This is a genomic window from Mesorhizobium sp. B2-4-14, from assembly GCF_006442155.1.
Lineage (GTDB): Bacteria > Pseudomonadota > Alphaproteobacteria > Rhizobiales > Rhizobiaceae > Mesorhizobium.
The window spans coordinates 42308-68046 of the sequence record NZ_VFVA01000031.1 but is presented as its reverse complement, the minus strand read 5'-3'; the positions used below and the strand labels follow the sequence as shown (position 1 = coordinate 68046).

The following is a 25739-nucleotide window of genomic DNA, read 5'->3' as shown; positions in this document are numbered from 1 at the left end:
CCCTCCTTGTGGGGGAGATGTCCGGCAGGACAGAGGGGGGCGCTGTCCCGCCAGCTTTCGAAAACCGCTTCAATCCCCCCGCAGGTACCCCGCCAGCGCCACTGCATTGTTGTGCGCCTCGTCATGCGCTCCGTAGAGCAACGTCACCCGGCCTTTATCAAGCAGAGTGCGCAGCACCGTCACCGCATCGTCATTGTTATCCAGCTCGGCTCGATACCGCCGCTGAAACTCTTCCCAACGCGCCGGCTCATGGCCGAACCATTTGCGCAGGTCGTCGCTCGGTGCGATGTCCTTCAGCCATAGCGTCAGCGCGGCGTCCTCCTTGCTGACGCCGCGCGGCCAGATGCGGTCGACCAGGACGCGTTGGCCATCGCCGGGTTCCGGCGTTTCATAGACGCGCTTTAGCTTGATGTCGAAGGCCATCACCCCTCTGCGGCTCGCTCAGGCCCACTCACCTTTGCGCATCACCGGCACGCGGCTGCCATCCTTGTTGACGCCGTCAATGTCGATCTTGTCCGAACCGATCATCCAGTCGATGTGGATGAAGCTCTTGTTGCCGCCACGCGCCGCGATCTCGTCCTGGCTGAGCGAGGCGCCATTGACGAAGCATTTCGAATAGCACTGACCGAGCGCGATGTGGCAGGCGGCGTTCTCGTCGAACAGCGTGTTGAAGAACAGCAGGCCGCTGGCCGAGATCGGCGAGGAATGCGGCACCAGCGCCACTTCGCCGAGGCGGCGTGCGCCTTCGTCGGTGTCGAGCACTTTCTTCAAGACGTCCTCGCCCTTGGACGCCTTGGCCTCGACGATCCTGCCTGCCTCAAAACGCACCGAGATCTCGTCGATCAGCGTGCCCTGGTAGGACAGCGGCTTCGTTGAGGAGACATGGCCTTCGACACGCCTTGCATGCGGCGTGGTGAAGACTTCCTCGGTCGGGATGTTGGGGTTGCAGGTGATGCCGTTCTTGGCCGTCGAGGCGCCGCCCATCCACTCATGGCCGTCTGCCAACCCGACCGTCAGGTCGGTGCCCGGTCCGGTGAAGTGCAGGGCGTGGAAATTATGGCCGTTGAGCCATTCAGTGCGGCCGCGCAGCGCTACGTTGTGCGCCTTCCAGTTGCCAATCGGATCCTCGACATCGACGCGCGAGGCGGCGAAGATAGCGTCGGCGAGCTTCGCCACGGCGACATCGTCGGCGTCGTCCGGGAAGACTTGCCTGGCCCAGGCCAGATCGGGATAAGCGATAATGTTCCAGTTGATGTCGAAGCCGGTGATCTTTTCCAGCGCCGGCTGGTAGGCCACCGAATTGGCCTTGTTGGCGCGCGCCACCTTGGCCGGGTCCTGCGCCGACAGCAGCGAGGGATCCTCGCCGCGCACGGCAAGCCGGGCCGCATTGTTGGAGAAGGCCTTCGCCATGCCCTCATACAACCAGCCGGCGGCGCGGTCGAAGCCGGCATCGGCGCCGAAGCGGTAGCGCGCCAGCGTTATCTCGTCATCGTTGAAGATCGGCGTCACCAATCCGGCGCCGGCCTTGTAGGCATGCTCGACGATGCGCCTGGTCAGCGGCAGCGCCGCGATCGACGAGGTCAGCACCAGATCTTGGCCGGGCTGCAATTGCAATCCCACCTTGATGGCGACTTCCGCCAGCCTGTCGAGCTTCACCGGGTCGATCGTTGCGGAAACGCCGCGCGAATGTGTGGTCATGATCCTGCCTGTCGTAGTGGGATGTCTCGTTCAACATAGACCGGTGCCACGCCGCTTTCCACCGCGTTCGTGCCAGCGGGTCCTGCAGTCGCCGATCCGAACTGCGCCATCGTCGCCTCGATCTCTTCCTTGATCCAGACCTTGAAGTCCCGGACCTTGCGGCTTTCGGTCTTGGCTGACGAGGTGACCAGCCAATAGCCGAGCCCGCTCTGGGCGCGGACCCCGAACGGCGCCACCAGCCGCCCGTCGGCCAGTGCATCGGCCGTCAGCAACTGCCAGCCCAGCATCACGCCATGGCCGGCGATCGCCGATTCCAGACACAGCATCGGATCGGTAAAGCGCGCGCCTTTCTGGAAGGTGACGGGCGGAACGCCGGCGGCGGCGAACCAGCTTTCCCAGTTGATCATCGCCCGTTCGTCGGTGATGGCGCAGGTCAGCGCCAAATCTTCGATCGATTGCAATTTGCCAGCGATCGATGGCGCGCAGACCGGGAAGATCTCCTGCGCCAAAAGCAGTTCTGCTCGCCCGCCCGGCCATTTGCCGTCGCCAAGCCGGATGGCGATGTCGATGTCCGAGTGATCGAGATCGGTGAGCCGCACCGAGGCGTCGATGCGCAGCAGCACGTCGGGATGCCGGGCGAAGTGGCGCGACAGCCGCGGCAGCAGCCATTTCGAGGCGAAGGCCGGTGCCACCGAAACCACCAGCGTGCATTGGGTCGCTTCGTCCGCCATCGCCACCGCGTGGGCAAGCTCGCGAAACCCCGCGCCGAGGCGGGTGGCGAATGGCGCCGAATTCGGTCAGGACCATGCACGGTCCGCCGCGCCGTCAGCCTGAACGGCACGTCAGCGAGTTCACGCTGCGACATGGCGTTCAGCACTGGATGCGACAGCGGGTCGGTCAGCCACCTCTGCGTATCGCGGTCGCAGAGTGGCTCATGCGACGCATTCGCCGGCGAACATCACCTTCAGCGACGACAGCATCCTCAGCATTTCCGGCTCCGCGGGTCTGTCTCTCCTCAACAAGGTCTGTCGTTTCGGTCTGTCTTTCAATTGAGATTCCGGTCGGATCGGTTTAGAAAAACTCAAATGGCCATGCTCAACCGCGTCCATCTCAATGGGCTTCGCGCCGTCGAAACCGTCGCCCGTCTCGGATCGCTGGCGGCGGCCGCCGGCGAGCTCAACGTTTCCGTCAGCGCCGTCAGCCAGCAGATAAGCCGCACCGAAAAGCAACTCGGCCAGGCGCTGTTCGAGCGTACGGCGAGCACATGAGACCGCTTCATTTCGCGTCGGTTTCCGTGGGCGCTGCTGAGCGGACGTCGCGCGTTCGGGATCATGCAAAAGTCAAGCGGAGCATGGCGCGCTGAGGCCCCGCTGGCCCAATGAAAGGCGGATTGTTTCGGCGGTCGCTGCATTTATTGTGCGCTGCAATGAAATCGGCCAACTCCACAGCGCTGCGCTTCGCCTTCGCAGGCATGATTGCCATGGCCGTCGCCATGGGCATCGGCCGTTTCGTTTACACGCCGATCCTGCCCGGCATGATGGAAGAACTGCATCTGTCGCCGGCCAATGCCGGGTGGATCGCTTCCGCCAATTACCTCGGCTACCTTGTCGGGGCGCTTGCCGCGGCTGGCGGCTGGGCGCATGGGCGCGAGCGTTTGCTGATGCTGACAGGTCTTGGCGCCAGCACCGTGCTTGCCGCGCTGATGGGGCTGACCGACACAATGGTCGCCTTTCTCGTCATCCGTTTTCTGGCGGGTCTCGCCAGCGCCTTTGTCATGGTGTTCATGGCCAGCATCGTTTTCAGCCATATTGCCGCCGCCGGTCGTGGCGACCTGCAGGCCTGGCATTTTGGCGGCGTCGGCCTTGGTATCGCGATATCGGCGGCGATGATGGCGGTGCTGGTCACCGGGCATGCCGGCTGGGCGGCCGGCTGGCTCTGGTCTGCGGCCATTTCGGCATGTGGTTTCGTGGTCGTCGCGCTCCTGGCAAACGAGGGCCCGCTCGCCAATGGCGAAACCACCCGCGAGTCGGCACTGCCGAAAGACCGGTCGCTGATGAAGGTCATCGTCGCCTACGGCCTGTTTGGGTTTGGCTATGTGGTGACCGCGACATTCCTGGTCGCCATCGTGCGCCAAGGCGGTGGCAGCCGCGTTTTCGAGGCCATGGTATGGATGGTCGCCGGCCTCGCCGGCTTTCCCTCGACCTGGCCCTGGCAGAAGATCGCCACGCGGATCGGGCTCTATGGCGCCTATGCGCTGGCGTGCTTCATCGAGGTGATCGGCGTCACCGCCAGCGTGGCGCTTGGCGGATATTCGGGGCCATTGCTTGGCGGCCTGCTGCTCGGCGGCACCTTCATTGCCATCACCGCGCTCGGCCTGCAGGCAGCGCGGCAGCAGGCGCCAAGGGCGCCCCGGCGCATCTTTGCCTTGATGACGGCGTCGTTCGGCCTTGGCCAGATCATCGGCCCCATCGCCGCCGGGTTTCTGGCCCAGATGTCAGGCGATTTCTTTCTCGCTTCGATCGTCGCCGCGGCCATGCTGATCGTTTCCGGCGTCATCACCTGGTCGGCCGCGCCAAAATCGGGTAGTGTCTCAGTTTGAATTTCCAAGCAGGTACTCAAACTCCCATTCGCCTAAGCGGGAAAGCTGGAAGGCGATATCGTTCCACGTCTCGCCCTCAACCGCACAACGTTCGCTCAGGAAACTCTCCAGCTCTAGATGATCGAACCTAGGCATGAAGATTACGCCGCCGCCTGAAAAGACCTTTTCTGTCTGGGACCGCAGAAACCTATTTGTCGAGCAAACCGTTGCCGTGAACGCGTCTGACCCTTCCTTGCCTGCTTCGCCAGCGTAGAAGTCTATTTCAACCAAGAAGTCAGCGGGATCGTCTGGAAGCCAAGTGGCCGGGTCTTCCCCCAATATGGCGGAGTTTGTAAAACGGTAGCCTCTGTACTCGGCCTTCATGAGACAGGCACCTTGAGTTTCTTGTACGGTCCGCGCTTGCCCGGTTTCGGCGCGACGGCGTCCATCATTCCGCAGAGATCGTCCATCGACCACAACGTTGCCGACACGCCAGCGGCCATTGCCGGCGACATTTTCAGCGTCTTGTGAACGCGGATGAAGTTGTACCAAACCGTGTACAGCGCGACCATATGGACGTGGTTATCGAACTTCTTCGAAAACGCGTTGGTCAAGCGAGTGAAGCGGCGCACCTGCATCCGCATGGTGAGGTTCTGGCGCTCGACGTGCGACGTGCTGACGTGCGTCAGGTCGGGCTGGCCTTCGATGCGGGTCTTCTTCGCGCCAGTGCATACGGCGGGGCTGTAGCGGCGTTCCTGTGGCACCGCCTTGCCTTCCGGCTCGCCATACAATTCAGCTACCGTTGACTGGCGGCAAGGACAACAAAAACCCTACTTAGACCAACGCTTCGCAGCCGCCTTCTTGGCGATCTCTGCGCGCCGCTCTGGCGTCATGTTCTCAGCGCGCTTCTTTCCGCCCCTCGCGCCGAGCGCCTTGGCGGCAGGGTCTTTGCCGTCTTCAACGATTTCGTCGGCTTCCTCGCCTGTTGCAATGCGCATGACGCGGACGGCGTTGCCGATCACGTCGGCGGGCCGCTTCTGGCCTTTAGGTCCGGTTGGCATTCTCTAGTTCTCCGCGTGGCTAAAGACGACAGCGCCGTTGTCCTTGCGAACTTCAACGCATACGACGCCATCGTCACCCCTTCGGGTCTGGAACATGGCGATTGCATGATCTTTGGCCGTCTTCTCAGCGTCAAAGGTCACCTTGTCGATGACGCCCCGTCTTCCATACCAGATGACAGTGTAGGCCACTGAAGCTCCCATGCTTTCCGCTAAGCATATGGGGCTTACCGCTTTAATGCCAAACCTAAAAGCGGTATCGCGGGATTTCAAACTGAGACACTACCCAAAATCGCCATGATTTGTGGTCTTGCTCTGTGCCGGGTATCGGGCAGGCATTTTCTTTCCCCCTAATGTGTGACTTTATGCCCGCCGTCATCAGCTGATTTGCGCATCGATCGAGGAATTCGCCCCAGTGTTCGTATCCTTCTTCCCGCAGCCGAAGCTCTTCTTTTCTTCGGCCGCCGTCTGGAGCCTTGCGGCGATCCTGTTCTGGTTTTTTGGTGGTGAGCAACTGGGAGCTGTGTTTGGCCTGCCGCCAGCCGCTGCGGGGACACCACCAATCATCGGCATCGCCGTTCTGGTGTCGAAGCCGTTCCTCTGGTTCTATATTTATTTCGTGGCATGCGTGGCCATCTTCTACGCGTTTTGGACCTGGTACTCGCCGCATCCATGGCAGAATTGGTCGATCCTGATGACCGCGGTCATCCTGTTCTTCATCTATTTCAATGTGCAGGTCAGTGTCGCCGTCAACGCCTGGTACGGACCTTTCTTTGATTATGTGCAAGGGCTGATGTCGGGGACGGGAAAGTCTACCAATGGCGAGTTCTACACCGGACTGGCCGACTTCTCGTGGCTTGCGCTGGTGGGCATGAACGTGCAGGTCGTCAATGCCTTCATCGTCAGCCACTGGATCTTCCGCTGGCGCACGGCGATGAACAACTATTTCATCGAGAACTGGACCAGACTGCGCCATATCGAGGGCGCCTCGCAGCGCATCCAGGAAGACACGATGCGGTTCTCGCAGATTATGGAAGATCTCGGTTCCAGCTTCGTCCAGTCGATCATGACCTTGATCGCCTTCTTGCCGGTCATGATCCAGTTGCAGGCCCACATCAGCGAATTGCCGATCGTCGGCGCGATCCCGCAGCCGCTGGTCGTCGCGGCCCTTGCCTGGTGTCTGTTCGGAACGATCTCGGTGATGATTGCCGGCCTGAAGCTTCCGGGGCTGCAGTTCCGCAACCAGCGTGTCGAAGCCGCTTACCGCAAGGAGCTTGTTTATGGCGAGGATCACGCGGACCGGGCGCAACCCGCCACCACGGCCGAGCTGTTCGCCAATGTCCGACACAACTATTTCAGGCTCTATTTCCACTACATCTATTTCAACGTCGTCCGGTACACCTACTTGCAGGCCGACAACATTTTCTCCCTGCTGATCCTGGGCCCTTCGCTGGTCGCGCACAAGATAACGTTCGGCGCGCTGAACCAGATATCGAATGCGTTCGGCAAGGTGACGGGCTCGCTGCAGTTCCTGCTCACCTCCTGGTCGACCATCGTCGAGCTGCAGTCGGTCCACAAGCGCCTGCGCGCCTTCGAGGCGACGCTGGAAGGCGCGCCGCTACCTGACATCGACCAGCGCTATCTCGCAAGACAGGGCGCCGAGGACCCGGCTTGAAAAAGATTGGATATTGGTGCGAAGCGTTGGCGGTTCAGCCGCCAACCGAGCCCTTTTTTCGGCCTCCGCCCTGCCGCTCGACATAGTCGCGGAAGCTGATGCACTCGACATCGGACTTGACGCAGACCTCGCCTGCAAAGCGCTCCAGCGCATTCCAGTAGGCGCCGTCATTCATCAGCGTGAAGTGGAAGCCGAGCTCAAACGGAATGCGCTTGCCCTGGTATTGCGCGTCGAAGGCCGCGCGGAAAGCGTCATAGGTCCGGTTGGCGAACTCGTCCGCCTGGCTTGGCCGTTCGAAGCCGCCCGAGTGGCGGACATAGAGGTTGTAGTCCATGGCGATCACTGGCCGCGATTTCGGCCCTTCCGGGATCTGCGGCAGTGAAAAGCGGGTGATGCCGCCGACGGTCGGTGGCCGGGCAGGGCCCTGTGAGACGCCGCTGGCATCGAACTGGTAGCCGGCGGCGGGCAACGCTTCGTAAAGCGCCTTGCTGGTCGACAGATAGGGGGCACGGAAGCCAACCACCGCATGCCGCGCGAAGTTTTGCCAGCCTCCCGGTTCGGGCGTGATGCCGTTGATCGTGTAGGCGTTCTCGAGAATATGCTCGAACGAGGCGAACTCTTTCAGCCAGTCGGCTTTGCTCCAGTCCTTGCCATCGAAATGGCCACAGGCGTGGCTGGCGATGTCATGGCCCTCACGGGCGGCAAGGCCGATCTGTTCGAGCCGCTCGGCCACTTCCTGCCTGGAGGCGGCAAAGCCGATGTTGGATTTGCCGGCCGACTTGCCTGGTGCGGTGTATTCCTTGCGCGTCTCTGGCGACAGCAGGAAGACGCAGGATAGAAAATAGGTGAAGTGCGCGCCTGTGCGTTGCGCCAGCGCCCGGCTGCGCTTCCACTGCGAGACATCGCGGGCGCTGTCGAAGGAGATGATGACGATCTGCTTCGGTTTTGCCGGCAGTGGCGGCGCGGGAGGATCGGCCAGAGCCCCGCCGACAGTGGCGAGCGAGAACGCGACAACGCGACACAAACAAGACATAGGCAAATTTACAGGCTCCGGTCGGTCAGAAAGCCGGCTATCGCCCAAATGTGGCGCGGGTGCGATTGGCCTTTTCGTCCGTTTGCCCTGGCAATAGGCGATTTTCCGGTCGAACCCCTTCCATGCCGACAAAATTTCGCTAAAACGCGGGCTCATGAACCGCCCCGGCCCGGGGCAGGAATGGTTTGATTGATGTCCGACGACAGTTTTATCCGTGAAGTCAACGACGAGATCCGTCGCGAACAGGCGCAGGCGCTGTGGGACCGTTTCGGCCCGGCCTTGCTTGCCGTTGCGGTGCTCGTGGTGCTCGGCACCGCCGCCTTCGTCGGCTATCGCTATTGGGACGAGACACGCGCCAACCGATCCGGCGACGCCTTCTCGCAGGCCTTGAAGCTTGCGAACGACGGCAAGAACGACGAGGCACTGGCTGCGCTCGATCAGTTGGAGAAAGATGGCTACGGCGCCTATCCGCTGCTTGCCCGCATGCGCGCCGCGACCGTCAAGGCGAACAAGGGCCACGTCGATGCCGCCGTCAAGGATTTCGACGAGGTCGCGGCCGACACCGCCATCCCCCAGGGCATTCGCGACATGGCGCGGCTGAGGGCAGCACTTCTGCTTGTCGATCACGGCTCTTTCGCCGATGTCTCCAGCCGCGTCGAGGCGCTGACATCGGACACCAACACGCTGCGTCATACCGCGCGCGAGGCGCTCGGCCTTGCCGCCTGGAAGGAAGGCAAGACCCAGGATGCGTTGAAGCTGTTCGACCAGATCGCCGCCGATGACGGCGCCCCGCGCAACACGCGCGAGCGGGCGACCTTGATGTCCGAGCTGATCCGCGGCTCGGGCAACGCGTCGTGATTTCGGATGACGTTCAAGGTAGCCATCATCGGCCGGCCTAACGTCGGCAAATCGACTCTTTTCAATCGGCTGGTCGGAAAGAAGCTGGCGCTTGTCGACGACACGCCGGGCGTGACACGCGATCGCCGTGTCCATGCCGCCAAGCTTTACGACCTGCATTTCGACGTCATCGACACCGCCGGTTTCGAGGACGCCGGCGCCTCGACCTTGCCCGGACGCATGCGCGCGCAGACCGAGATCGCCATCCGCGAGGCCGACCTGATCTTCTTCACCATCGACGCCAAATCCGGCCTGCTGCCGGACGACAGGACCTTTGCCGAGATCGTGCGCAAATCCGGCAAGCCGGTCGTGCTGGTCGCCAACAAGGCCGAGGCGAAAGGCGCGCAGGGCGGCATGCTGGAGGCCTGGGAACTCGGCCTCGGCGAGCCGATCCCGGTCTCGGCCGAACACGGCCAGGGCCTGCCGGATCTCCGGGATGCGGTGATCGCAGCACTTGGCGAGGAGCGCGCCTTCGGCGAAGATGATGAGGATGACGAAGAGGTCGCCGCCAGCGAAGTGCTGATCGGCGAGGACATCGCCGATCCAGACGCCGAGGATGCGCCTGCCTATGACGACACCAAGCCGATGCGCATCGCCGTCGTCGGGCGTCCGAACGCCGGCAAGTCGACGCTGATCAACGCGCTGATCGGCGAGGAGCGGCTGCTGACCGGGCCGGAAGCCGGCATCACCCGCGATTCCATCTCCGTCGATTGGGACTGGCGCGGGCGGCGGATAAAACTGTTCGATACGGCAGGCATGCGCCGCAAGGCCAAGATTCACGAAAAGCTGGAAGTGATGTCGGTGCAGGATGGCTTGCGCGCCATCCGTTTCGCCGAGATCGTCATCATCGTGCTCGACGCCACCATTCCCTTCGAGAAGCAGGATCTGCAGATCGCCGACCTGATCATCCGCGAGGGCCGGGCGCCGGTGATCGCCTTCAACAAATGGGACCTGATCGACAACCCGCAGGAGCTGCTGGCGGAACTGCGCGAGAAGACCGAGCGGCTGCTGCCGCAGGTGCGCGGCATTCAGGCTGTGCCGGTTTCGGCCGAGACTGGACGCGGCCTCGACAAGCTTATGGACGCAGTATTGAAGACCCACAAGGTCTGGAACAGCCGCGTCTCGACCGGCAGGCTCAACCGCTGGCTGGAAGCCATCCTGGCGCATCATCCGCCGCCCGCCGTTGCCGGGCGCCGGCTGAAGGTCAAATATGTCACCCAGGCCAAGACGCGGCCGCCGGGCTTCGTGGTCCAGTGCTCGCGCCCGGACGCGATGCCGCAATCCTACGTGCGCTATCTCTCCAACAGCCTGCGCGAAGCCTTCGACATGCCCGGCGTGCCGATCCGCATGGCGCTGCGCACCTCGGACAATCCGTTCGCCGGCCGGGCCAAGAAGCGCGGCTGAACCTCGGCGCCGATCAGGCCACGGCCCGCAGGCCGGCATCGCTGGCCCTCGTGCTTTCCGGCAATGCCTGTCGCGCCGCTTCCATCAATATGTCTGCGAGCCGACCGCAATTTGCGCGCTGATTGCCTCGCCGATCTTTCTGCGTCCGACCTGAGTGCTCCGCCGCAAAACCGCCCGACTTCGAAACCACGACCTTGAGCCGACTGAGAAAACCCGATCAATCCCGTTAACGTCCCATCAAGGTTAATGCATCATTTTGCTCTCCAGTGGGGTCAGTAGCGTTCCTGGAGAGAGTTCCGTGCATCGACGTATGTTGAAGCGGCTTGTTGCCGCCGCCGGTGAGAAACGCAGCTTCGTATCCCCGCTCATCATCGGTCTCGGCATCTGGATAGGCTTCCCGACCGTCGCCGCCTACCAGGATGTGACGAGCCTGGTGTCCGGCCTTGAGGCACCGACCGCGCGCTGGAATTCCTATGTCGAAAAATCCGTTGCCGGCTCGGTTCATGCCGCCGAGATGCCGTTCGTCGATTCTGATAAAACCGCGTCGCTCTCCGGTTCCGGCGTGCGCCTTCCCGGCGTCGGCTCCGTCTCGTTCCGGGGCAAGGGCGGCAAGGTAAGCGCGACGCCAGACGAGGACCGCGTCGTGCGAGCCGACAAGAAGGGCCGCATCGTCCAGGTGTCTCCCGTTGCACCGCCGAAGAACTTCAACGCCGGGTCGATCTTCCAGCGGACCTCCTCCCTGATGCGGCCGACCATGGACAGCGGCCTGAAGATGGCGTTCGCCAAGCCGCAGATCAAAGGCAAGGAAATCCAGATCGCCTCGGAATTCCATGCGCGTGAGGACAAGAAGCCGGATCCGGGCGTGCCGGCCATGCTTGCCGCCCTGGTCAACAACTCCCATCCGGATGTGCTGGCGACCGCCTATGCGCAATCCGCGCCGGACTACGCCAAGGCCTCGCCCTTCGAAGCCCTGCTTCAGGACGAACAGCCCAACAGCGGCCGCTTCATTCCGCCGATGGCCAAGGGTGACCATTGGTGGATCCAGAACCCGCTTCCAGCCAGCGTCTTCTCCAAGCCCGAGCAGAAATGCCTGGCCAATGGCATCTATTTCGAGGCGCGCGGCGAATCCGTGCGCGGTCAGGCCGCTGTCGCCCAGGTCATCCTCAACCGCGTCCGCAACCCCGCCTATCCCAATTCGATCTGCGGCGTCGTCTACCAGAACGACAGCTGGTTCAACCGTTGCCAGTTTTCCTTCGCCTGCGACGGCAGGAAGAAGCGCATCGACAATCCTGTCGCCTACAAGACCGCGCAGGACATCGCCATGGCCGCCACCGCCGGCAAGATCTTCATCCCGGAGGTCGGATCATCGACGCATTACTACGCCCAGTACGTCCATCCGGGCTGGGCGCACACGATGCAGAAGATGACCAAGATCGGCCTGCATATCTTCTATCGCACCCATGGCGGCGGCTGGAGCTGAGGCCCCGGCAGATCGCCGATCTTTTCATGCGCTTGTGCGGCTGATTGGGGAGCCATTGCAGGGGGGATTCGTGCAACGCATCCCCATCCTCGTGGCGGGCACGATGTCGCACCTCTCTAATAGATTGATTTTATTACCTAAAATACATGACAATGAACTTCCGCCCGTGGCTTGACGGGCGCAAACCCTCTAACTATGTTGCCGGCGACTTTAGAAGCGGACGGACGGTGACGGTCTGACCGGGCAGGGGGGTTACGATGGCCGATAAAAGCGGGCCAGACGGAACCGGAGAAACCGGCCGCGGCAAGCAGCATGAAGCCGGCATCCGCGATGACGATCTTGAGCGACGTCGGCGTGAACTTGAAGCATCGCTTGCGACAAGGCTGCCGAACCGGCGCGAGGGGAAAGACGACGCGAAAGCGGGCAGTGCGGCCGGTTATGGCCAGGCGGTCAAACTCTCCAGTGAATTTATCGCTGGCGTGGTGGTGGGCGCCGGCATCGGCTGGATCATCGACCGTATGGCGGGGACATCGCCGTGGGGTCTGATCGTTTTCTTGCTGCTGGGTTTTGGCGCCGGCGTGCTCAATGTCATGCGTTCAGCGGGCGTTGTGGCGGAATTCGGACAGGGCGACAAATCGCGCTCTGACCGGGACGACAGCAAATAGCCGCTCTCGCGGCAATGGTAATTTGGCCGTACGCGGCATTGACGGGGTTAGAACGTGGCAGCTGACAAGGTCGATCCGATCCACCAGTTCCATATCATCAAGCTGATTCCGATTAATATCGGCGGCTACGACCTGTCCTTCACCAATTCGGCGCTGTTCATGGTCGCGACCGTGTTCGTGGCGGCGGCGTTCTTGTTCCTGACGACGTCGAGCAGGAGCCTGGTTCCCGGCCGGCTGCAGTCGGTCTCCGAAATGGCCTATGAATTCGTCGGCAACATGTTGCGCGATGCCGCCGGCACGCAGGGCATGAAGTTCTTCCCGTTCGTGTTCTCGCTGTTCATGTTCGTGCTGGTCGCCAATCTGCTCGGCCTGTTCCCCTATTTCTTCACCGTTACCAGCCATATCATCGTGACCTTCGGCCTGGCCATCCTGGTGATTGGCACCGTCATCGTCTACGGCTTCATGAAGCATGGCCTTGGCTTCCTGAAGCTGTTCGTGCCGAAGGGCGTGCCCCTCGTGATGATGGTGCTTGTTGTTCCGATCGAGGTGATTTCCTTCGTATCGCGCCCGGTCAGCCTCTCGGTTCGTCTGTTCGCGAACATGCTCGCAGGTCACATCACGCTGAAGGTGTTTTCGGGATTTGTCGTCAGCCTGAGCGCGCTGGGTGCGCTTGGCGTTGCGGGTTCGATCTTGCCGCTGGCCATGGCAGTGGCGTTGACGGCGCTGGAGCTGCTCGTGGCGCTCTTGCAGGCCTATGTCTTTGCGGTGCTGACCTGCATGTATCTGAACGACGCCCTGCATCCTTCGCACTAATTCGAGTTTCCGGCATGGCTGCCGGATGGAATCGCAACGGAATTTTAGATCCAAAGGAGTTGAACAAATGGACGTGGAAGCAGCAAAGTACATCGGCGCCGGCATCGCTTGCTTGGGCATGGGTGGCGCGGGTATTGGCCTGGGCAACATCTTCGGCAGCTATCTCTCGGGCGCGCTGCGCAATCCGTCGGCAGCCGATGGCCAGTTCGGCCGTCTGATCTTCGGTTTTGCCGTGACCGAAGCTCTGGGCATTTTCTCCCTTCTCATCGCGCTTCTGGCCCTGTTCAAGTAAGCCTTGCGCCATCTGGCCCAACGCCACGGCGTTCGGGGCTTGAATTTCGGGGATAGTCCATGTTCGTGACATCTGCCTTTGCGCAAGAGTCCGCGCCTGCCACCACGGAAGGCGACACGCATTCCGGTACCGGCGTGCCTGCGGAAGCACACGGCGCGTTCCCGCCATTCGATCCTGCGACGTTCCCGTCGCAGCTTCTGTGGCTGGCGATCACGTTCGGGCTGTTCTACCTCTTCCTGAAGAGGGTGGTGATGCCGCGTGTCGGCGGCATCATCGACGTCCGCAATGACCGCATCAGTCAGGATCTCGACCATGCGGCCAGGTTGAAGGGCGAGGCCGACGCTGCCGTCGCTGCTTACGAGCAGGAACTGGCGGAAGCCAAGAAGAACGCCAACTCGATCGGTCAGCAGGCCAACGATGCGGCCAAGGCGGAAGCCGAGACCGCTCGCAAGAAGATCGAGGCCGCCCTCGATGCGAAGCTTGGCGAGGCCGAGGCGCGCATTTCTTCCATCAAGGCCAACGCCATGAAGGAAGTCGGCACCATTGCCGAGGATACCGCTTCGGCAATTGTCGAGGCACTTGTCGGCGGCAAGGCCAGCAAGGCCGAGATCGCGGCCGCGGTCAAATCCGTGGCCCGGTGAGGAGCGCATCATGGACGCTACATCTCTCGCAACGCTTTGGGCCACGATTGCCCTCGTCATTTTCGTGGCCATTGCCATCTACATCAAGGTGCCCGGGCTGATCGCCAAGGCCCTTGATGCGCGCGCCGCCAGGATCAGCAGCGAGCTCGACGAGGCACGCAAGCTGCGTGACGAGGCCCAGCAATTGCTCGGCCAGTACCAGAAGAAGCGCAAGGAAGCAGAGCAGGAGGCTGCCGCCATCGTCGCGGCCGCCAAGCGCGAAGCCGAACTGCTCGCCGCCGAGGCGCACAAGAAGACCGAGGACTATGTCGCCCGGCGCACCGCGCTGGCCGAACAGAAGATCGGTCAGGCCGAGCGTGAGGCGATCGGCGAAGTGCGTGCCAGCGCCGTCGACATCGCCGTCGAGGCCGCCCGCGCGCTGCTCGCCGCCAAGGTCGACGTCAAGGCCGGGGCCGACCTGTTCAAGGCTTCGCTCGCGGATGTGAAGGCCAAGCTGAACTGAGCGGTTCTTGAACCGCAGACATGAAGCCGCCCGGGCAACCTGGCGGCTTTTTTGTTGTGCGCGGATAATCTCCCCCGTTCCGACCGCGAGATCGACTGCGAGGAGGCAATGGAGTCGCCGCCTTCGAAGGTTTCGGCGAGCGTCCTACTGTGGTTGGCTAATATCGCGCGGCGGGTGCCCGGTGACTCGGCTGAACACCCGCGAGAAGGCGGCCGCGCTGTCGTAGCCGACCTGTGCTGCGACGGTCTTGACAGGTTTGCCCTTACCAAGAAGCTGGCGCGCGATCGTGATGCGCCAGACCGTCAGGTATTCAATCGGTGGCCGACCGATCAGCTTCCGAAAATGCTCGGCGAAACGCGTGCGTGACATGCCTGCGACTTCGGCGAGCTCCTCGAGCTTCCAGTGCTTCTTCGGCGCTTCGTGTATGGCCGTCAGCGCTTTGACGAGACGTGGGTCGGCGAGCCCGGCGAGAACGCCGGTTGAGACAACGCCGCATTCGATGACGTGTCGCACGATCAGGATCAGGAGATACTCGAAGAGCCGGTCGAGCGCCGTCTGGCGGCCACCGCCTTCCGCGAACGCTTCGCCGACCAGCAGGTCACAAACCGGCCGCAGCGCCGGATGCTCTGCGAGCGGCAGGACCACGCAGTCTGGCAGGCCAAGTGCAATGGGATTGCCCTCCGCACCCCCGAGTTCGACGGTTGCGCAGACGAGGTCGGCCCCGCGCATGGAATCAACCGCGAAGTCATGGGTCCGCCCACGCGGAAAAAACAGCAGGGTTGGCTCAAGGAATTCGAGATCGGCCTCTCCGCTTCGGCTGACCCTGAGCTCGCCAGCCTTGAGCATGTGCAGATGACCCACACCAGTGAATTGCAGCGCTTGGCAGAGCGTCCCGGTGAAGAACGTCTGAGCGGTTGGCGTGACATGGGTAAAGAGGGCGGCCAACGGGTCCATTGGAACGATCAGCAAAGTTATTGGCACCGAAGAGTACCTGGAGTGCTGCATATAGGAGTGGCGTGCAATCAACACAAGGAACTCTGACATGCCCCGTATCGCTCCTATCGACACTGCCCATGCCGACGCTGCCGTCCAGACCACGCTGGCGGGAGTCAAAGCCAAAATCGGCATGGTGCCGAATCTTTTTTCCACCTTCGCCCAATCGCCCGCCGTGCTGAACGGCTACCTCGCTTTGTCCGATGCCCTTGGCAAGGGTGTGCTCACGGCGAAGCAACGCGAGATCATTTCGCTCGCTGTCGGGCAGGCGAATGAATGCTCTTATTGTCTCTCAGCCCATACGCTGATGGGCAAGGGCGCAGGCTTGTCCCCGGAAGGTATTCGCAAAGCCCGCGAGGGCAGCGCTGAAACCGCGCTGGACACGGCCGTTGTCTCATTGGCGCGTCGTCTCATCGACGTGCGGGGGCAGGTCCTGGATGGGGATCTTGTCGCAGCGCGTTCGGCCGGTCTCGGCGATGCGCACATCGTCGAGATCGTCGCAAATGTCGCCATCAATGTGTTGACCAACTACACCAACAACGTCGCGTTGACGGAGATCGATTTCCCCAAGGTCGACGTCGAACTGCGCTCTGCCGCCTGACCCGATGGGCGCGGCGCACAACCGGTCCGGCGCCGCGCCCGTTTGCCCCAAAACCTTCAAACGCAATCGGAGAGTGTCATGAATTTTCGTTTCGTCACAAAGACCGTTCATGCCTTCCTCGACTATCCCGTTGCGCTGAGCCTGGCGGCCACGCCGTTCCTGCTCGGACTTGGCCGCGGCAATCAGCCGGCGCTCTGGGTGTCGGTCGCAGCCGGCGTGGCCGCGTTCATCCTGACCCTGTTCACCGATCACAGGACCGGTGTGTTCCGTGTGCTGCCATATTGGCTGCATTTGGCGGTTGACCGTCTCGTCGGAATTGTCTTCGTCGCAGTGCCCTTCGCGCTCGGCCTCCAGGGTCTGGACGCCTTCTACTACTGGGCAAACGGCGCTGCGGTTCTCCTGGTCACCCTCCTATTCAACGCTCCCAAGGGTGAGAATCGCGCGATGGGGACGGTGCACACCTGAAAGCTGGTGGGAAATCACTGGACAGCGGCCGAGTTGTCTTGGGCCGTTGCTGCTGTGACAAGGTCGGCGCTAAGCCTAAGCCTTGGCGGTACATCCTATGAAATCGCGACCCCTGCCGGTCAGCGCCGGTCGATCCCGTTATTGGCTAAGCGAAACCAGAAGCAGCCATTCGGCTGTGCGTTATGCGGGAAGTGACCGATAGCGGACTAAGTGTTTAATCCAACCCAGCGAGGACCTCTTCTTCAATGACCTCGGCACCGCCCAGCCTGAATGGCGCGAACGATACGCGGTGAAGTCGCGCGACCGGGCCATGCGCCTCGATCGCCGTGCGATGCCGGGCCGTGGCGTAGCCCATATGGACCTCGAACCCGTATCGTTCGTGGTGGTGGCCGCAGCCGCACATCATGCGGTCGCGCATCACCTTGGCAACGATGGAAGCGGCCGCGATCGACTGCGAGCGCTGATCGCCCTTGATCAGCGCGCGCCCGTCGCACGGCAGTCCCGGCGGCACGTCGCGTCCGTCGGCGAGCGCGAGCTTGGGTTTTACCGGCAGGCCGACCAGGGCACGGCGCATCGCTTCCAGGCTCGCCTTGAGGATGTTGCTGTTGTCGATGCCTTCAGCGCTGATCGACGCCATCGAAACCCCAAGCGCCGAACCGATGATACGCAGGAAAAGCGCTTCGCGCTGCAAATGGCTCAGCCGTTTGGAATCATCTAGCCCTTCGGGGATATTGACGGGATCGAGCACCACCGCGGCGGCGACGACCGGCCCGGCCAGCGGGCCACGGCCGGCCTCATCCATCCCCGCGACCGGCCACAGGCCGTCGGCCATCGCCTTCGTCTCGAAGGAGAAATCGGGCTTCTCGACGATTTCGAAGAGAAGCGGAGAATCGGAACGCGCGCGAGCCATGTTGCGGCGAGGTTCGCATCGGCTCCGATTCTCCGCAAGTCCCTCCGGGTCGGGTGGGGCGCCGGACCGGGAGGGCACCGTCTGCAGGCCGGGGCAGGCCGGACGGGATTTTTTGCTTGGCAGCAATGAAACTGCCGCAGCGCTTTGGGATCTTCAGAGCAGCATCAACTGCTCCTGGTCCTTTCCGGCAGCGACGAATTGGTCGGTCCGCAGGGTGCGCCGTTCGGCGTTGAGTCCGAGTCGTTTGGCGGTGATCTCGAAGCGGCGGCCGATCTGCCAGGCATAGGGTCCGGCGCCCTTCATGCGCTTGCCCCATTCCGAATCATAGTCCTTGCCGTCACGCATCGAGCGGATCAGCGACATCACGTGGCGATAGCGGTCGGGATAGTGGCGCAGCAGCCAGTCCTTGAAGATCGGGCTGACTTCCAGCGGCAGGCGCAGCACGACATAGCCCGCCTCGCGCGCGCCGGCGGCACGCGCCGAATCGAGGATCCGTTCCATTTCCTGGTCGGTAAGACCGGGGATGATCGGCGCCACCATCACCGAAGTTGGAATGCCGGCATCCGAAAGCTGCCTGATCGCTTCTAGCCGCTTGGACGGCGTTGACGCCCGCGGCTCCATGGTCCTGGCCAGCATGCGATCCATTGTCGTCACCGACAGCGCCACCTTGGCGAGCCCACGTTCGGCCATGCGCGACAAGATATCGATGTCGCGCGTCACCAGAGCGGACTTGGTGACGATGCCGACCGGATGGCCGCGCGCTTCCAGCACTTCGAGGATCTCGCGCATGATCCGGTACTGCTTCTCGATCGGCTGGTAGGGGTCGGTGTTGGTGCCGATGGCGATGGTGCGCGGCTGGTAGCCATCCTTAGACAGTTCCTTGTCGAGCAAGCGTGCCGCATCCGGCTTGGCGAACAGCTTGGATTCGAAATCCAGGCCAGGCGACAGGCCCATGAACGCGTGTGTCGGTCGCGCGAAGCAATAGACGCAGCCATGCTCGCAGCCGCGATAAGGGTTGATTGACCGGTCGAAGGAGATATCGGGCGATTCATTGCGGGTGATGATGGTGCGCGGTTTTTCCACCTGCACCTCGGTCTTGAACGGGGGCAGTTCCTCCAGGGAACTCCAGCCATCATCGAAAACATGCCGGCTGACAGGTTCGAACCGGCCGGACGGATTGATGCCCGCCGACCGGCCGCGGTTGCGGTCCGGACGGATGCGCATGCCGCTCTGCTCGATCATCGCATTGGCCATCTCGGCTCTTCCTGCCCCAAAGGCGGCAATGTCGGCACGCATGATCGGTTCCATCTTTGCCCGCTCCCAAGGAGTGTCCATGTTGTGTCGAATCGCTCTGCTCATGAAATTATTCCTATTTCGCCTATGAGAACAAAGCAAGAACTTTCTATGTTGCGTTGCAAAACTGGCGCTGTGCGCGGGTTTCCGCTATTCGGCTGACATGCTCAGTGTTCTCATCGAAACCCGCAATGACGAGGAGGCTCTTGCCCGCACGCTCGGCTCGTTGATTGGCGGGGCGGTCGAGGGCGTGGTGCGCGAGGTCGTCGTCTGCGACACAGGTTCCACCGACCAGACGCATTATGTCGCCGAGCACGCCGGTTGCCAGTATGTGGCGAGCGGCGGCATCGCCGCCGGCATCCGGCAGGCCAAGGGTGATTGGCTGTTGCTGCTGGAACCGGGCTCACGGCTGGTGGAGGGCTGGATCGAGGCGGTCGTCGTCCACACGGCCAGGCAAACCATGGCGGCGCGCTTCTCACGCGCGCGGGGCAGCCGCGCGCCGTTCCTGGCCCGCGTCTTTTCGGGAAACCGGGCGCTCGCCGAAGGGCTGGTGATCAGCAAGCGTCAGGCCGCGTCCCTGTCGAAGAACGCCGGCAGCGCCGCGGCTCTTGCGCGCGGCCTGGCGACAAAGAAACTCGACGCCGAGATCTGGGTCGCCCCGGCCAAGCAGGAACACCGCTCTTCGAAGTGATATTTTGCAACGGCTGTTTCGCATTGCAGAAAATGTGACGCGGGTTAGCGGAGGCGCCGCTGCCGTTCCGTTTTTGGAAATGGCGCTTGGAAAGCCATTCAGCCTTTGGTTTTCATGGAGCGGCTTTTCCGCGCCGCAGATGCTCGTCCAGGCGCGGCATGATCTCGACGAAGTTGCAGGGCATGTGCCGATAGTCGAGTTGCGCCTTGAGGATGCCGTCCCAGGCGTCCTTGCAGGCGCCGGGCGAGCCCGGCAGCACGAAGACGAAGGTGGCGTTGACGACGCCGCCGGTCGCCCGGCTCTGGATCGTCGAGGTGCCGATCTTGTCGTAGGAGATGCGGTGGAACACTTCCGAAAAGCCGTCCATACGCTTTTCGAAGATCGGCTCCAGCGCCTCCGGCGTCACGTCTCGGCCGGTGAAGCCGGTGCCGCCGGTGGTGATGACGACGTCGATCCCCGTGTCCTTCGACCAGCCAAGCACCTTGTCACGGATTTTGTCACGGTCGTCGGTAACGATATCGCGGGCGGCCAGGATGTGGCCGGCCTCGGTGATGCGGTCTGCCAGCGTCTGGCCGGATTTGTCGTCGGCGAGGCCGCGCGTGTCCGAAACGGTCAGCACCGCGATGCGCACGGGAATGAAAGAACGGCCCTCGTCAGTCGTGGCCATCTCACTCAGCCTCCGATGTCATGCTGCGCGTTGCCGCGACGAACCAGTCGGGCTGGCGGCTTCGGATCTCGGCGGCCGCGCGCTTGGCGACATTGCCGGTCTCGAACAGGCCGAAACATGTCGCGCCCGATCCGGACATGCGCGAAAATCCTGATCCGGCCTTGTTCAGCCATGAAAGCGCCCTGCCTATGGCGGGCTGCATGGCAACGGCCGCCGGCTCGAGATCGTTGCGGGTGACCTCCAGCCAATTGCGCAGGCTGTGAAAATCGATGCTGCGCGGCAACGGCGGCAATGGCTCGTTGTCGCGATGGGAAAGCGCCGCGAAGACGTCCGCCGTCGGGAGCGGCACTCCAGGATTGACCAGCACCAGTCCCAGCGCTGAAAAGTCCGGCACCATCGACAGTTCGTCACCAATGCCGCGCGCCACCAGCGGCTTTGCCGCCAGGCACATCGGTATGTCGGCGCCAAGCGAGAGGCCGATCCGCGCCAGTTCGGCGCCATCGATGTCCAGGCTCCATGTCCGTGCCAGCCCGCGCAGGGCCGCCGCCGCGTCGCTCGATCCGCCGCCGACGCCGGAGGCGACCGGCAGGTTTTTCTCGAGCCTGATGACGACGGGCGGAGTTCTTTCGGATGCAGCCGATTTCCGCAAGGCATCGCGCGCCTTGAGTACGAGGTTGCTGTCGTCCAGGGGAACTGCCGGCGCATAACGGCCGGACACGATGAAATCGTCGCTGTCGGCGAGCGCGATCTCGACCCGGTCGCCAAAACGCGTGAACACTGCCAGGCTTTCTATCAGGTGATAACCGTCGGGGCGCCTGCCGGTGATATGCAGCGCCAGATTGATTTTGGCATGCGCATGCCAGGTGCGCGAACCGATGTCGGTGTCCACGGCGTCAGTCGTATGGGGGATGATGTTCAGTCCTTGGCCAGCCGGTATTCGCCGGTCTTCGGATCCTTGACCAGCGTTCCCATCGCGCCGTTGGCCGCCTGCTTTTCGGTGCGCCGCACCTTGGCCGTCACGCGTTCGGCTTCCCTGACGAAAGTGCGGTAGCCGAAATAGGCGGCGACGGCAACGACGGTGAAGAAAATGATCTGCGGCATGTCAAAACTCCTCCCACGCTGGGCCGGCGAATGCGACCGGTCGGGTCGGTTATGCATGTTGTCCAAAAGTGTGTTCGGTTTCGGGAAGACAACAATGCATTAGACTTCAAGCCTTCATGCTAGACGGTTTTACCGGCTTTTCAAAGCCCGAAGCGAGCCCACAATGCGCGCTCTTCCGCCGCATCGATGACGCCGCTGGCGGCCGCGGCGGCGATGTCAGGCGCCGAAAAGCCCTTGCTTGAGCCGAACAGGCCGAAGCGGCCGAGGAAACCATGCGGCGCCGACACCAGTCTGAGTTGCGTCTTCGTCCCGAACCGGGTCTTCAGCACCGTGCGCATGTCGCCGAGCGCGTCGACGAGGCCAAGCTCAAGACCCCTTTTGCCGGTCCAGAACAGGCCGGTGAACAGGTCCGGATCGTCCTTCAGCCTGGTACCGCGCCGCTCCTTGACGAGATCGATGAACGTGCCGTGCACCTCGAGTTGCAGTGCCTTCAGCCGCTCGACGTCTTCCTTCTTCTCGGGCTTGAACGGATCGAGCACCGCCTTGTTCTGGCCGGCGGTGTAGACACGGCGCTCGACGCCGATCTTCTTCATCAGCTCCGGAAAGCCGAACGAGGCCGAGACGACCCCGATGGAGCCGACGATGGAGGACGGATCGGCGAAGATCTCGTCGCCGGCGACCGCGATCATATAGCCGCCCGAGGCCGCGACGTCCTCGACGAAGACCAGCACCTTCTTGTTCTTTTCGTTCGCCAGGTCGCGAATGCGCTTGAAGATCAGCCGCGACTGCACTGGCGAGCCGCCGGGCGAATTGATCGAGATGGCGACTGCCGGCGCGTCGAACGAAAAGGCCTTCTCGATGAGGCCAGCGGTGGAGGCCAGCGACAGGCTCGGCCGGAACGGACCGCCACCGGCCATGATGGTGCCATGCAGCCGGATGACCGGAATGGTGACGACGGTGGAGCGCCAGGATTTCGGCAGCAGTCGGTTGAAAAGACGTTTCACGAGAGGACGGTCTCCGGTCGATGGTTGCAGGCATGTAGGGATTTCCCGGCCAACGGCAATGTGGCGGCCAGGAATAGCTCAATCTCCAAACAGCGAGGCGAGACCATTGGTGATCATTTCGCTGCGCTCGTCAGGGCCGTTGCCCGACTGCGCGTGAAGCATCAGCGGCGGGCGGATGGCGAGTTTTCCGCGCGCGCCAAGCGATGCGCGCACGACGATGCGGATCGCAGTCGCGTCGGGGCGAGGGTGCACGGCCAGCATCTCGGCGTCGCCGAAACGGCCGGCGATCGCATCGAGAATGGCGCCGAGCTGTTCGGGTCGCGCGATGACGGCAAGCCCGCCGCGCGGCCTGACCACCGCCGCCGCGCTGCGGATCCAGCTTTCGAACAAGCCGTCTTCCATGACATGGGCTTCCTTCCGCAGGCGCTCTGGCGTGGCGCGGTCCCGTGCGGCGTTGAAGGGCGGGTTCATTATGACGAAGTCGAAATCATTGTCGGCGAGGCCGGCGGCGGCCCGGGCGCGGCCCGACACCGTGACATCGGCGACAAGCACGGCTGCGCGATCGCTGAGATGCGCATTGCCGGGATGGGCAAGCGTGGCTGAGGCGAATGCCGCCATTTCCGGCGCACGTTCGACAAGCACGGCCGCCGCCGCACCCGGGCAGCGCGACAGCACCGCGAGGCCGGCGGCTCCGGCGCCGGCGCCGAAATCGGCGAGGCGTCCGCCAAAGGCGGACGGCACGGAGGCCGCCAGCATCATCGCATCCATGCCGGCGCGGTGGCCGCCATGCTTGGGCTGCACGAGCCAGAACCGGCCGCGATGGAAGGCGTCGACCGTATGGGCCGGTGTGTCCGGGGCGAGGGCGGCTGGCGCGGCCGACATCTATTTTCCGCGAATCTCGTTGGCGATGCCGGCGTCCCTCAGGATGCGCCGCGCGGCGTCGGCCTGCTCGGCGTCGACCATGACGCGCCGCGGCAGGATGCCCAGAGAACCGTCCAGCACGCTCATGTTCTGGTCGGCGACGAAGCAGCCGATGCCGGCATCGCGCATCAGCGATTCGACAAAGGAGATGATGACGGCGTCGTTGGTGCGGATGAGCTCTATCATCGGGTGAAACTCTCAGTTTGCGGCGCTGATGTAAACGGGGACGTGGATTCCCGGCATTTCCAGCACCCTGACTTACCTCTGAGCGACGGCATGGTCGCGGCCCCACCCTATCGACCGCTTGCTGTCCAACCTCGCATCCTCGGCAGAGCCTCGCGCCCTGCGGTACCGGTTGACACGCTGTCATCGCCGCCGCGCCAATTCGCCACTTGCCGTGGCCATGTCCGCCGCCCTAGAGTCACACTGGAACCAAGGGTGCCGTCGCACGCGTTATACCAAGGCGGGAGAGTTGTCGTGGGTGTCGTTCTCAACATGGAAAATGGGAAGCGGGAACCCGCCTCCATCAAGGATCTGATCGATCTAACGGCGGGCGATATGGGGCGCGTCAACGAATTGATCCTGTCCAAGGCCGGCTCCGACGTCGAGATGATCCCGGAGGTCGCCAACCACCTGATCTCGTCCGGCGGCAAGCGGCTGCGGCCGATGCTGACGCTGGCCGCCGCGCAGATGTTCGGCTATGCCGGCGAAGGCCACGTCAAGCTCGCCACCTCGGTCGAGTTCATGCACACGGCCACGCTTCTGCACGACGACGTCGTCGACGAGAGCGGCATGCGGCGCGGCAAGAAGACCGCCCGCATGATCTGGGGTAACCAGGCGAGCGTTCTGGTCGGCGACTTCCTGCTCGGCCAGGCCTTCCGCATGATGGTCGATGTCGGCTCGCTCGAAGCGCTCGACATCCTGTCGAGCGCCGCCTCGATCATAGCCGAGGGCGAGGTCATGCAGTTGGCGGCGGCCAAGAATCTAGAGACGACCGAGGACGAGCACTTCGCCGTGATCAAGGCCAAGACCGCCGCGCTGTTTTCGGCCGCTGCCGAGGTTGGACCGGTCATTGCCCTGGCGACCCGCAATGATCGCGCCGCACTTCGCTCCTACGGCATGAATCTCGGGCTCGCCTTCCAGCTCATCGACGACGCGCTGGACTATGGCGGCACCAGCAAGGACCTGGGCAAGAATGTCGGCGACGATTTCCGCGAGGGCAAGGTGACCTTGCCGGTCATTCTCGCCTACCGGCGCGGCACCAAGGCCGAGCGCACCTTCTGGAAACGCGCCATCGAGGACAATGTCGTCGATGACGCCGGCCTGGAAAAGGCGATCGGCCTGATGACCCGACACGGCGCCATCGCCGATACGATCGGGCGCGCCCGCCATTTCGGCGAGATCGCCCGCGACGCGCTGGCGCCGCTGGAAGAGACGCCGCAGAAATCGGCGCTGATCGACGTCATCGATTTCTGCATCAGCCGGGTGAACTGAGCGGCGTTTCTCCGGAGTTTCCCCGGCATTGTGTTGGGAGAATGTCGGCAACAACGGTCTCGCCGTCTCGACAAGCTGCCATGTCGCAAATTATCTATAAAACATGGCAAAGGGCACGGACGACACCATAGCGGTGCGCATCAGCAAGGCGCTCGCGGACCGCATCATCTCGGGCGCGATCGAGCCTGGTGCCCGGCTGCGCCAGGATCATGTCGCCGAGGAATTCCACACCAGCCATGTTCCGGTACGCGAGGCCTTTCGCCGCCTGGAGGCGCAGGGGCTCGCCGTCAGCGAGCCGCGCCGCGGGGTGCGCGTCGCCGCCTTTGATCTCGGCGAGGTCAAGGAGGTCGCTGAAATGCGGGCAGCACTCGAAGTGCTGGCGCTGCGCCATGCCGCGCCGCATCTGACGTCGGCCATTCTCGATCTCGCCGAGGAAGCCACCAAGGCCGGTGACAAATCCCGCGACGTCAGGTCATGGGAGGAAGCCAACCGCGCCTTTCATCGGCTGATCCTGGCGCCATGCGCCATGCCGCGGCTGCTCGCCACCATCGACGACCTGCACGCCGCGAGCGCCCGCTTCCTGTTCGCGGCATGGCGATCGGAGTGGGAGACGCGCACCGACCAGGACCACCGGGCAATACTGACCGCCTTGCGGCAGGGAAACACCGAATCGGCCGCTGCGACGCTGGGGCGGCATGTCCAATGGATTGGCCGCAAGCCGGTCAGGACGGCCTCGGGAGCGACGCGCGAAGCTTTCGCGATCGTGGGTTGATGCATGTCGCCCGCAAGGGGCCTCGGTTTTTGGCCGAGCGACATCCATAAAACAAGGACCTGAAGCGCGTCGTGACGTGCTTCAGACAGTC

At 63.0% G+C, this 25739-nt stretch carries 30 protein-coding genes and 3 pseudogenes; 16 read left to right on the top strand and 17 right to left on the bottom strand.

The genetic code is table 11. The annotated features are described in order from the left end of the window. Nucleotides 1-69 precede the first annotated feature (69 nt). The 3 genes and pseudogenes from FJ938_RS23060 to FJ938_RS23050 form a co-directional block, all read right to left on the bottom strand. Nucleotides 70-423 (bottom strand): DUF488 domain-containing protein, encoded by a 354-nt coding sequence (locus FJ938_RS23060; protein WP_140610994.1) that lies wholly within the window; start codon nt 421-423, stop codon nt 70-72. 18 nt (nt 424-441) lie between these two features. Further along, nucleotides 442-1698 carry an aminopeptidase gene (locus FJ938_RS23055; protein WP_140610996.1) on the bottom strand — a complete coding sequence of 419 codons (1257 nt, stop codon included), beginning with the start codon at nt 1696-1698 and terminating at the stop codon, nt 442-444. After that, nucleotides 1695-2505, bottom strand: a pseudogene (locus FJ938_RS23050) (LysR substrate-binding domain-containing protein); the annotation flags it as partial. The gene FJ938_RS23055 and the pseudogene FJ938_RS23050, both read right to left, overlap by 4 nt. 278 nt (nt 2506-2783) lie before the next feature. Between FJ938_RS23050 and FJ938_RS23040 the strand changes: the two are divergent. Continuing rightward, nucleotides 2784-2957, top strand: a pseudogene (locus FJ938_RS23040) (LysR family transcriptional regulator); the annotation flags it as partial. Nucleotides 2958-3124: 167 nt separating this feature from the next. Beyond that, nucleotides 3125-4297: a YbfB/YjiJ family MFS transporter gene (locus FJ938_RS23035; RefSeq protein ID WP_140697728.1), complete on the top strand. Its 1173-nt coding sequence runs from the start codon at nt 3125-3127 to the stop codon at nt 4295-4297. On the opposite strand, the gene FJ938_RS23030 is transcribed toward FJ938_RS23035, so the two are convergent. The 4 genes and pseudogenes from FJ938_RS23030 to FJ938_RS23015 form a co-directional block, all read right to left on the bottom strand. Then, nucleotides 4289-4660: an Imm8 family immunity protein gene (locus FJ938_RS23030; protein ID WP_140611004.1), complete on the bottom strand. Its 372-nt coding sequence runs from the start codon at nt 4658-4660 to the stop codon at nt 4289-4291. The two genes, FJ938_RS23035 and FJ938_RS23030, sit on opposite strands and share 9 nt — an antisense overlap. Then, nucleotides 4657-5043 (bottom strand): annotated as a pseudogene (locus tag FJ938_RS23025) (IS1 family transposase); the annotation flags it as partial. The gene FJ938_RS23030 and the pseudogene FJ938_RS23025, both read right to left, overlap by 4 nt. A 63-nt stretch (nt 5044-5106) precedes the next feature. Then, on the bottom strand, nt 5107-5337 hold the full coding sequence (locus tag FJ938_RS23020) for an RNA-binding protein (protein WP_140611008.1): 231 nt from the start codon (nt 5335-5337) through the stop codon (nt 5107-5109). Between the two features lie 3 nt (nt 5338-5340). Beyond that, nucleotides 5341-5526, bottom strand: a complete 186-nt coding sequence (locus FJ938_RS23015) for a hypothetical protein (protein ID WP_140611010.1) — start codon at nt 5524-5526, stop codon at nt 5341-5343. A 223-nt stretch (nt 5527-5749) separates the two neighbouring features. Here FJ938_RS23015 and sbmA point away from each other — a divergent pair, with 223 nt between their 5' ends. Then, nucleotides 5750-7009 carry a peptide antibiotic transporter SbmA gene (gene sbmA, locus FJ938_RS23010; protein ID WP_140611012.1) on the top strand — a complete coding sequence of 420 codons (1260 nt, stop codon included), beginning with the start codon at nt 5750-5752 and terminating at the stop codon, nt 7007-7009. A gap of 34 nt (nt 7010-7043) precedes the next feature. Here the strand turns inward: sbmA and FJ938_RS23005 are convergent, their stop codons facing one another. Next, entirely contained in the window at nt 7044-8042 is a 999-nt protein-coding gene (locus FJ938_RS23005) for a polysaccharide deacetylase (protein WP_140697725.1), read from the bottom strand. A 192-nt stretch (nt 8043-8234) separates the two neighbouring features. On the opposite strand from FJ938_RS23005, the gene FJ938_RS23000 reads away from it, so the two are divergent. The 8 genes from FJ938_RS23000 to FJ938_RS22965 all read left to right on the top strand — a co-directional run bounded on the left by FJ938_RS23000 (nt 8235) and on the right by FJ938_RS22965 (nt 14736). Continuing rightward, nucleotides 8235-8900, top strand: a complete 666-nt coding sequence (locus FJ938_RS23000) for a tetratricopeptide repeat protein (protein WP_140611016.1) — start codon at nt 8235-8237, stop codon at nt 8898-8900. A 6-nt stretch (nt 8901-8906) separates the two neighbouring features. After that, nucleotides 8907-10343, top strand: coding sequence for a ribosome biogenesis GTPase Der (gene der / locus FJ938_RS22995; protein ID WP_140697722.1), 1437 nt, complete (start codon nt 8907-8909; stop codon nt 10341-10343). A gap of 298 nt (nt 10344-10641) precedes the next feature. Then, nucleotides 10642-11823, top strand: a complete 1182-nt coding sequence (locus FJ938_RS22990; protein ID WP_140697719.1) for a cell wall hydrolase — start codon at nt 10642-10644, stop codon at nt 11821-11823. Between the two features lie 257 nt (nt 11824-12080). Beyond that, nucleotides 12081-12488, top strand: coding sequence for an AtpZ/AtpI family protein (locus tag FJ938_RS22985; RefSeq protein ID WP_140697717.1), 408 nt, complete (start codon nt 12081-12083; stop codon nt 12486-12488). 54 nt (nt 12489-12542) lie between these two features. Then, the gene (locus tag FJ938_RS22980; protein ID WP_140611026.1) at nt 12543-13301 is read left to right on the top strand and encodes a F0F1 ATP synthase subunit A; all 759 of its coding nucleotides are present in this window, start codon (nt 12543-12545) and stop codon (nt 13299-13301) included. Between the two features lie 67 nt (nt 13302-13368). Then, a complete protein-coding gene (locus tag FJ938_RS22975; protein WP_140611028.1) occupies nt 13369-13593 on the top strand; it encodes a F0F1 ATP synthase subunit C in 225 nt (74 codons plus the stop codon). 59 nt (nt 13594-13652) lie between these two features. Beyond that, nucleotides 13653-14234 carry a F0F1 ATP synthase subunit B gene (locus FJ938_RS22970; RefSeq protein ID WP_140611030.1) on the top strand — a complete coding sequence of 194 codons (582 nt, stop codon included), beginning with the start codon at nt 13653-13655 and terminating at the stop codon, nt 14232-14234. Nucleotides 14235-14244: 10 nt separating this feature from the next. Next, on the top strand, nt 14245-14736 hold the full coding sequence (locus FJ938_RS22965; RefSeq protein ID WP_140697714.1) for a F0F1 ATP synthase subunit B: 492 nt from the start codon (nt 14245-14247) through the stop codon (nt 14734-14736). A 144-nt stretch (nt 14737-14880) separates the two neighbouring features. Here FJ938_RS22965 and FJ938_RS22960 read toward each other — a convergent pair whose 3' ends face one another. Beyond that, the gene (locus FJ938_RS22960; protein WP_246673469.1) at nt 14881-15780 is read right to left on the bottom strand and encodes an AraC family transcriptional regulator; all 900 of its coding nucleotides are present in this window, start codon (nt 15778-15780) and stop codon (nt 14881-14883) included. On the opposite strand from FJ938_RS22960, the gene FJ938_RS22955 reads away from it, so the two are divergent. Both FJ938_RS22955 and FJ938_RS22950 read left to right on the top strand, forming a co-directional pair. Continuing rightward, nucleotides 15779-16330, top strand: coding sequence for a carboxymuconolactone decarboxylase family protein (locus FJ938_RS22955; RefSeq protein WP_140697711.1), 552 nt, complete (start codon nt 15779-15781; stop codon nt 16328-16330). The two genes, FJ938_RS22960 and FJ938_RS22955, sit on opposite strands and share 2 nt — an antisense overlap. Before the next feature lie 78 nt (nt 16331-16408). Beyond that, nucleotides 16409-16795, top strand: a complete 387-nt coding sequence (locus tag FJ938_RS22950) for a hypothetical protein (protein WP_140697709.1) — start codon at nt 16409-16411, stop codon at nt 16793-16795. A gap of 214 nt (nt 16796-17009) precedes the next feature. Here FJ938_RS22950 and FJ938_RS22945 read toward each other — a convergent pair whose 3' ends face one another. Both FJ938_RS22945 and FJ938_RS22940 read right to left on the bottom strand, forming a co-directional pair. Further along, nucleotides 17010-17705, bottom strand: a complete 696-nt coding sequence (locus tag FJ938_RS22945; RefSeq protein WP_140697706.1) for a ribonuclease HII — start codon at nt 17703-17705, stop codon at nt 17010-17012. Nucleotides 17706-17858: 153 nt separating this feature from the next. After that, nucleotides 17859-19013 carry a PA0069 family radical SAM protein gene (locus FJ938_RS22940; protein WP_140697703.1) on the bottom strand — a complete coding sequence of 385 codons (1155 nt, stop codon included), beginning with the start codon at nt 19011-19013 and terminating at the stop codon, nt 17859-17861. Nucleotides 19014-19161: 148 nt separating this feature from the next. Here FJ938_RS22940 and FJ938_RS22935 point away from each other — a divergent pair, with 148 nt between their 5' ends. Continuing rightward, nucleotides 19162-19689: a glycosyltransferase gene (locus tag FJ938_RS22935; RefSeq protein ID WP_140697700.1), complete on the top strand. Its 528-nt coding sequence runs from the start codon at nt 19162-19164 to the stop codon at nt 19687-19689. A 112-nt stretch (nt 19690-19801) separates the two neighbouring features. On the opposite strand, the gene moaB is transcribed toward FJ938_RS22935, so the two are convergent. From moaB to FJ938_RS22905, 6 genes are all read right to left on the bottom strand, one after another. Next, nucleotides 19802-20356: a molybdenum cofactor biosynthesis protein B gene (gene moaB, locus FJ938_RS22930; protein ID WP_140611040.1), complete on the bottom strand. Its 555-nt coding sequence runs from the start codon at nt 20354-20356 to the stop codon at nt 19802-19804. Between the two features lies 1 nt (nt 20357). Continuing rightward, entirely contained in the window at nt 20358-21245 is an 888-nt protein-coding gene (locus tag FJ938_RS22925) for a 4-(cytidine 5'-diphospho)-2-C-methyl-D-erythritol kinase (protein WP_140697697.1), read from the bottom strand. A 26-nt stretch (nt 21246-21271) separates the two neighbouring features. Then, nucleotides 21272-21457 (bottom strand): hypothetical protein, encoded by a 186-nt coding sequence (locus tag FJ938_RS22920; protein WP_140697695.1) that lies wholly within the window; start codon nt 21455-21457, stop codon nt 21272-21274. A 140-nt stretch (nt 21458-21597) separates the two neighbouring features. Beyond that, nucleotides 21598-22461, bottom strand: a complete 864-nt coding sequence (locus FJ938_RS22915) for a S49 family peptidase (RefSeq protein WP_140611044.1) — start codon at nt 22459-22461, stop codon at nt 21598-21600. Between the two features lie 78 nt (nt 22462-22539). Further along, nucleotides 22540-23343 (bottom strand): methyltransferase, encoded by an 804-nt coding sequence (locus FJ938_RS22910; protein ID WP_140697692.1) that lies wholly within the window; start codon nt 23341-23343, stop codon nt 22540-22542. Beyond that, on the bottom strand, nt 23344-23568 hold the full coding sequence (locus tag FJ938_RS22905; protein ID WP_140611048.1) for a DUF2007 domain-containing protein: 225 nt from the start codon (nt 23566-23568) through the stop codon (nt 23344-23346). Between the two features lie 291 nt (nt 23569-23859). Here FJ938_RS22905 and FJ938_RS22900 point away from each other — a divergent pair, with 291 nt between their 5' ends. Beyond that, nucleotides 23860-24876: a polyprenyl synthetase family protein gene (locus tag FJ938_RS22900; RefSeq protein WP_140697689.1), complete on the top strand. Its 1017-nt coding sequence runs from the start codon at nt 23860-23862 to the stop codon at nt 24874-24876. A gap of 103 nt (nt 24877-24979) precedes the next feature. Next, nucleotides 24980-25648 carry a GntR family transcriptional regulator gene (locus FJ938_RS22895; protein WP_140611052.1) on the top strand — a complete coding sequence of 223 codons (669 nt, stop codon included), beginning with the start codon at nt 24980-24982 and terminating at the stop codon, nt 25646-25648. Nucleotides 25649-25739: the final 91 nt, after the last annotated feature.

Bases quoted from the DNA above. Each gene is read 5' to 3' on its own strand.
- FJ938_RS23060 (WP_140610994.1), bottom strand. From the start codon at position 423: ATGGCCTTCGACATCAAGCTAAAGCGCGTCTATGAAACGCCGGAACCC.
- FJ938_RS23055 (WP_140610996.1), bottom strand. From the start codon at position 1,698: ATGACCACACATTCGCGCGGCGTTTCCGCAACGATCGACCCGGTGAAG.
- FJ938_RS23035 (WP_140697728.1), top strand. From the start codon at position 3,125: ATGAAATCGGCCAACTCCACAGCGCTGCGCTTCGCCTTCGCAGGCATG.
- FJ938_RS23030 (WP_140611004.1), bottom strand. From the start codon at position 4,660: ATGAAGGCCGAGTACAGAGGCTACCGTTTTACAAACTCCGCCATATTG.
- FJ938_RS23020 (WP_140611008.1), bottom strand. From the start codon at position 5,337: ATGCCAACCGGACCTAAAGGCCAGAAGCGGCCCGCCGACGTGATCGGC.
- FJ938_RS23005 (WP_140697725.1), bottom strand. From the start codon at position 8,042: ATGTCTTGTTTGTGTCGCGTTGTCGCGTTCTCGCTCGCCACTGTCGGC.
- FJ938_RS23000 (WP_140611016.1), top strand. From the start codon at position 8,235: ATGTCCGACGACAGTTTTATCCGTGAAGTCAACGACGAGATCCGTCGC.
- der (WP_140697722.1), top strand. From the start codon at position 8,907: ATGACGTTCAAGGTAGCCATCATCGGCCGGCCTAACGTCGGCAAATCG.
- FJ938_RS22985 (WP_140697717.1), top strand. From the start codon at position 12,081: ATGGCCGATAAAAGCGGGCCAGACGGAACCGGAGAAACCGGCCGCGGC.
- FJ938_RS22975 (WP_140611028.1), top strand. From the start codon at position 13,369: ATGGACGTGGAAGCAGCAAAGTACATCGGCGCCGGCATCGCTTGCTTG.
- FJ938_RS22970 (WP_140611030.1), top strand. From the start codon at position 13,653: ATGTTCGTGACATCTGCCTTTGCGCAAGAGTCCGCGCCTGCCACCACG.
- FJ938_RS22965 (WP_140697714.1), top strand. From the start codon at position 14,245: ATGGACGCTACATCTCTCGCAACGCTTTGGGCCACGATTGCCCTCGTC.
- FJ938_RS22955 (WP_140697711.1), top strand. From the start codon at position 15,779: ATGCCCCGTATCGCTCCTATCGACACTGCCCATGCCGACGCTGCCGTC.
- FJ938_RS22960 (WP_246673469.1), bottom strand. From the start codon at position 15,780: ATGTCAGAGTTCCTTGTGTTGATTGCACGCCACTCCTATATGCAGCAC.
- FJ938_RS22950 (WP_140697709.1), top strand. From the start codon at position 16,409: ATGAATTTTCGTTTCGTCACAAAGACCGTTCATGCCTTCCTCGACTAT.
- FJ938_RS22945 (WP_140697706.1), bottom strand. From the start codon at position 17,705: ATGGCTCGCGCGCGTTCCGATTCTCCGCTTCTCTTCGAAATCGTCGAG.
- FJ938_RS22940 (WP_140697703.1), bottom strand. From the start codon at position 19,013: ATGGAACCGATCATGCGTGCCGACATTGCCGCCTTTGGGGCAGGAAGA.
- FJ938_RS22935 (WP_140697700.1), top strand. From the start codon at position 19,162: ATGCTCAGTGTTCTCATCGAAACCCGCAATGACGAGGAGGCTCTTGCC.
- moaB (WP_140611040.1), bottom strand. From the start codon at position 20,356: ATGGCCACGACTGACGAGGGCCGTTCTTTCATTCCCGTGCGCATCGCG.
- FJ938_RS22920 (WP_140697695.1), bottom strand. From the start codon at position 21,457: ATGCCGCAGATCATTTTCTTCACCGTCGTTGCCGTCGCCGCCTATTTC.
- FJ938_RS22910 (WP_140697692.1), bottom strand. From the start codon at position 23,343: ATGTCGGCCGCGCCAGCCGCCCTCGCCCCGGACACACCGGCCCATACG.
- FJ938_RS22905 (WP_140611048.1), bottom strand. From the start codon at position 23,568: ATGATAGAGCTCATCCGCACCAACGACGCCGTCATCATCTCCTTTGTC.
- FJ938_RS22895 (WP_140611052.1), top strand. From the start codon at position 24,980: ATGGCAAAGGGCACGGACGACACCATAGCGGTGCGCATCAGCAAGGCG.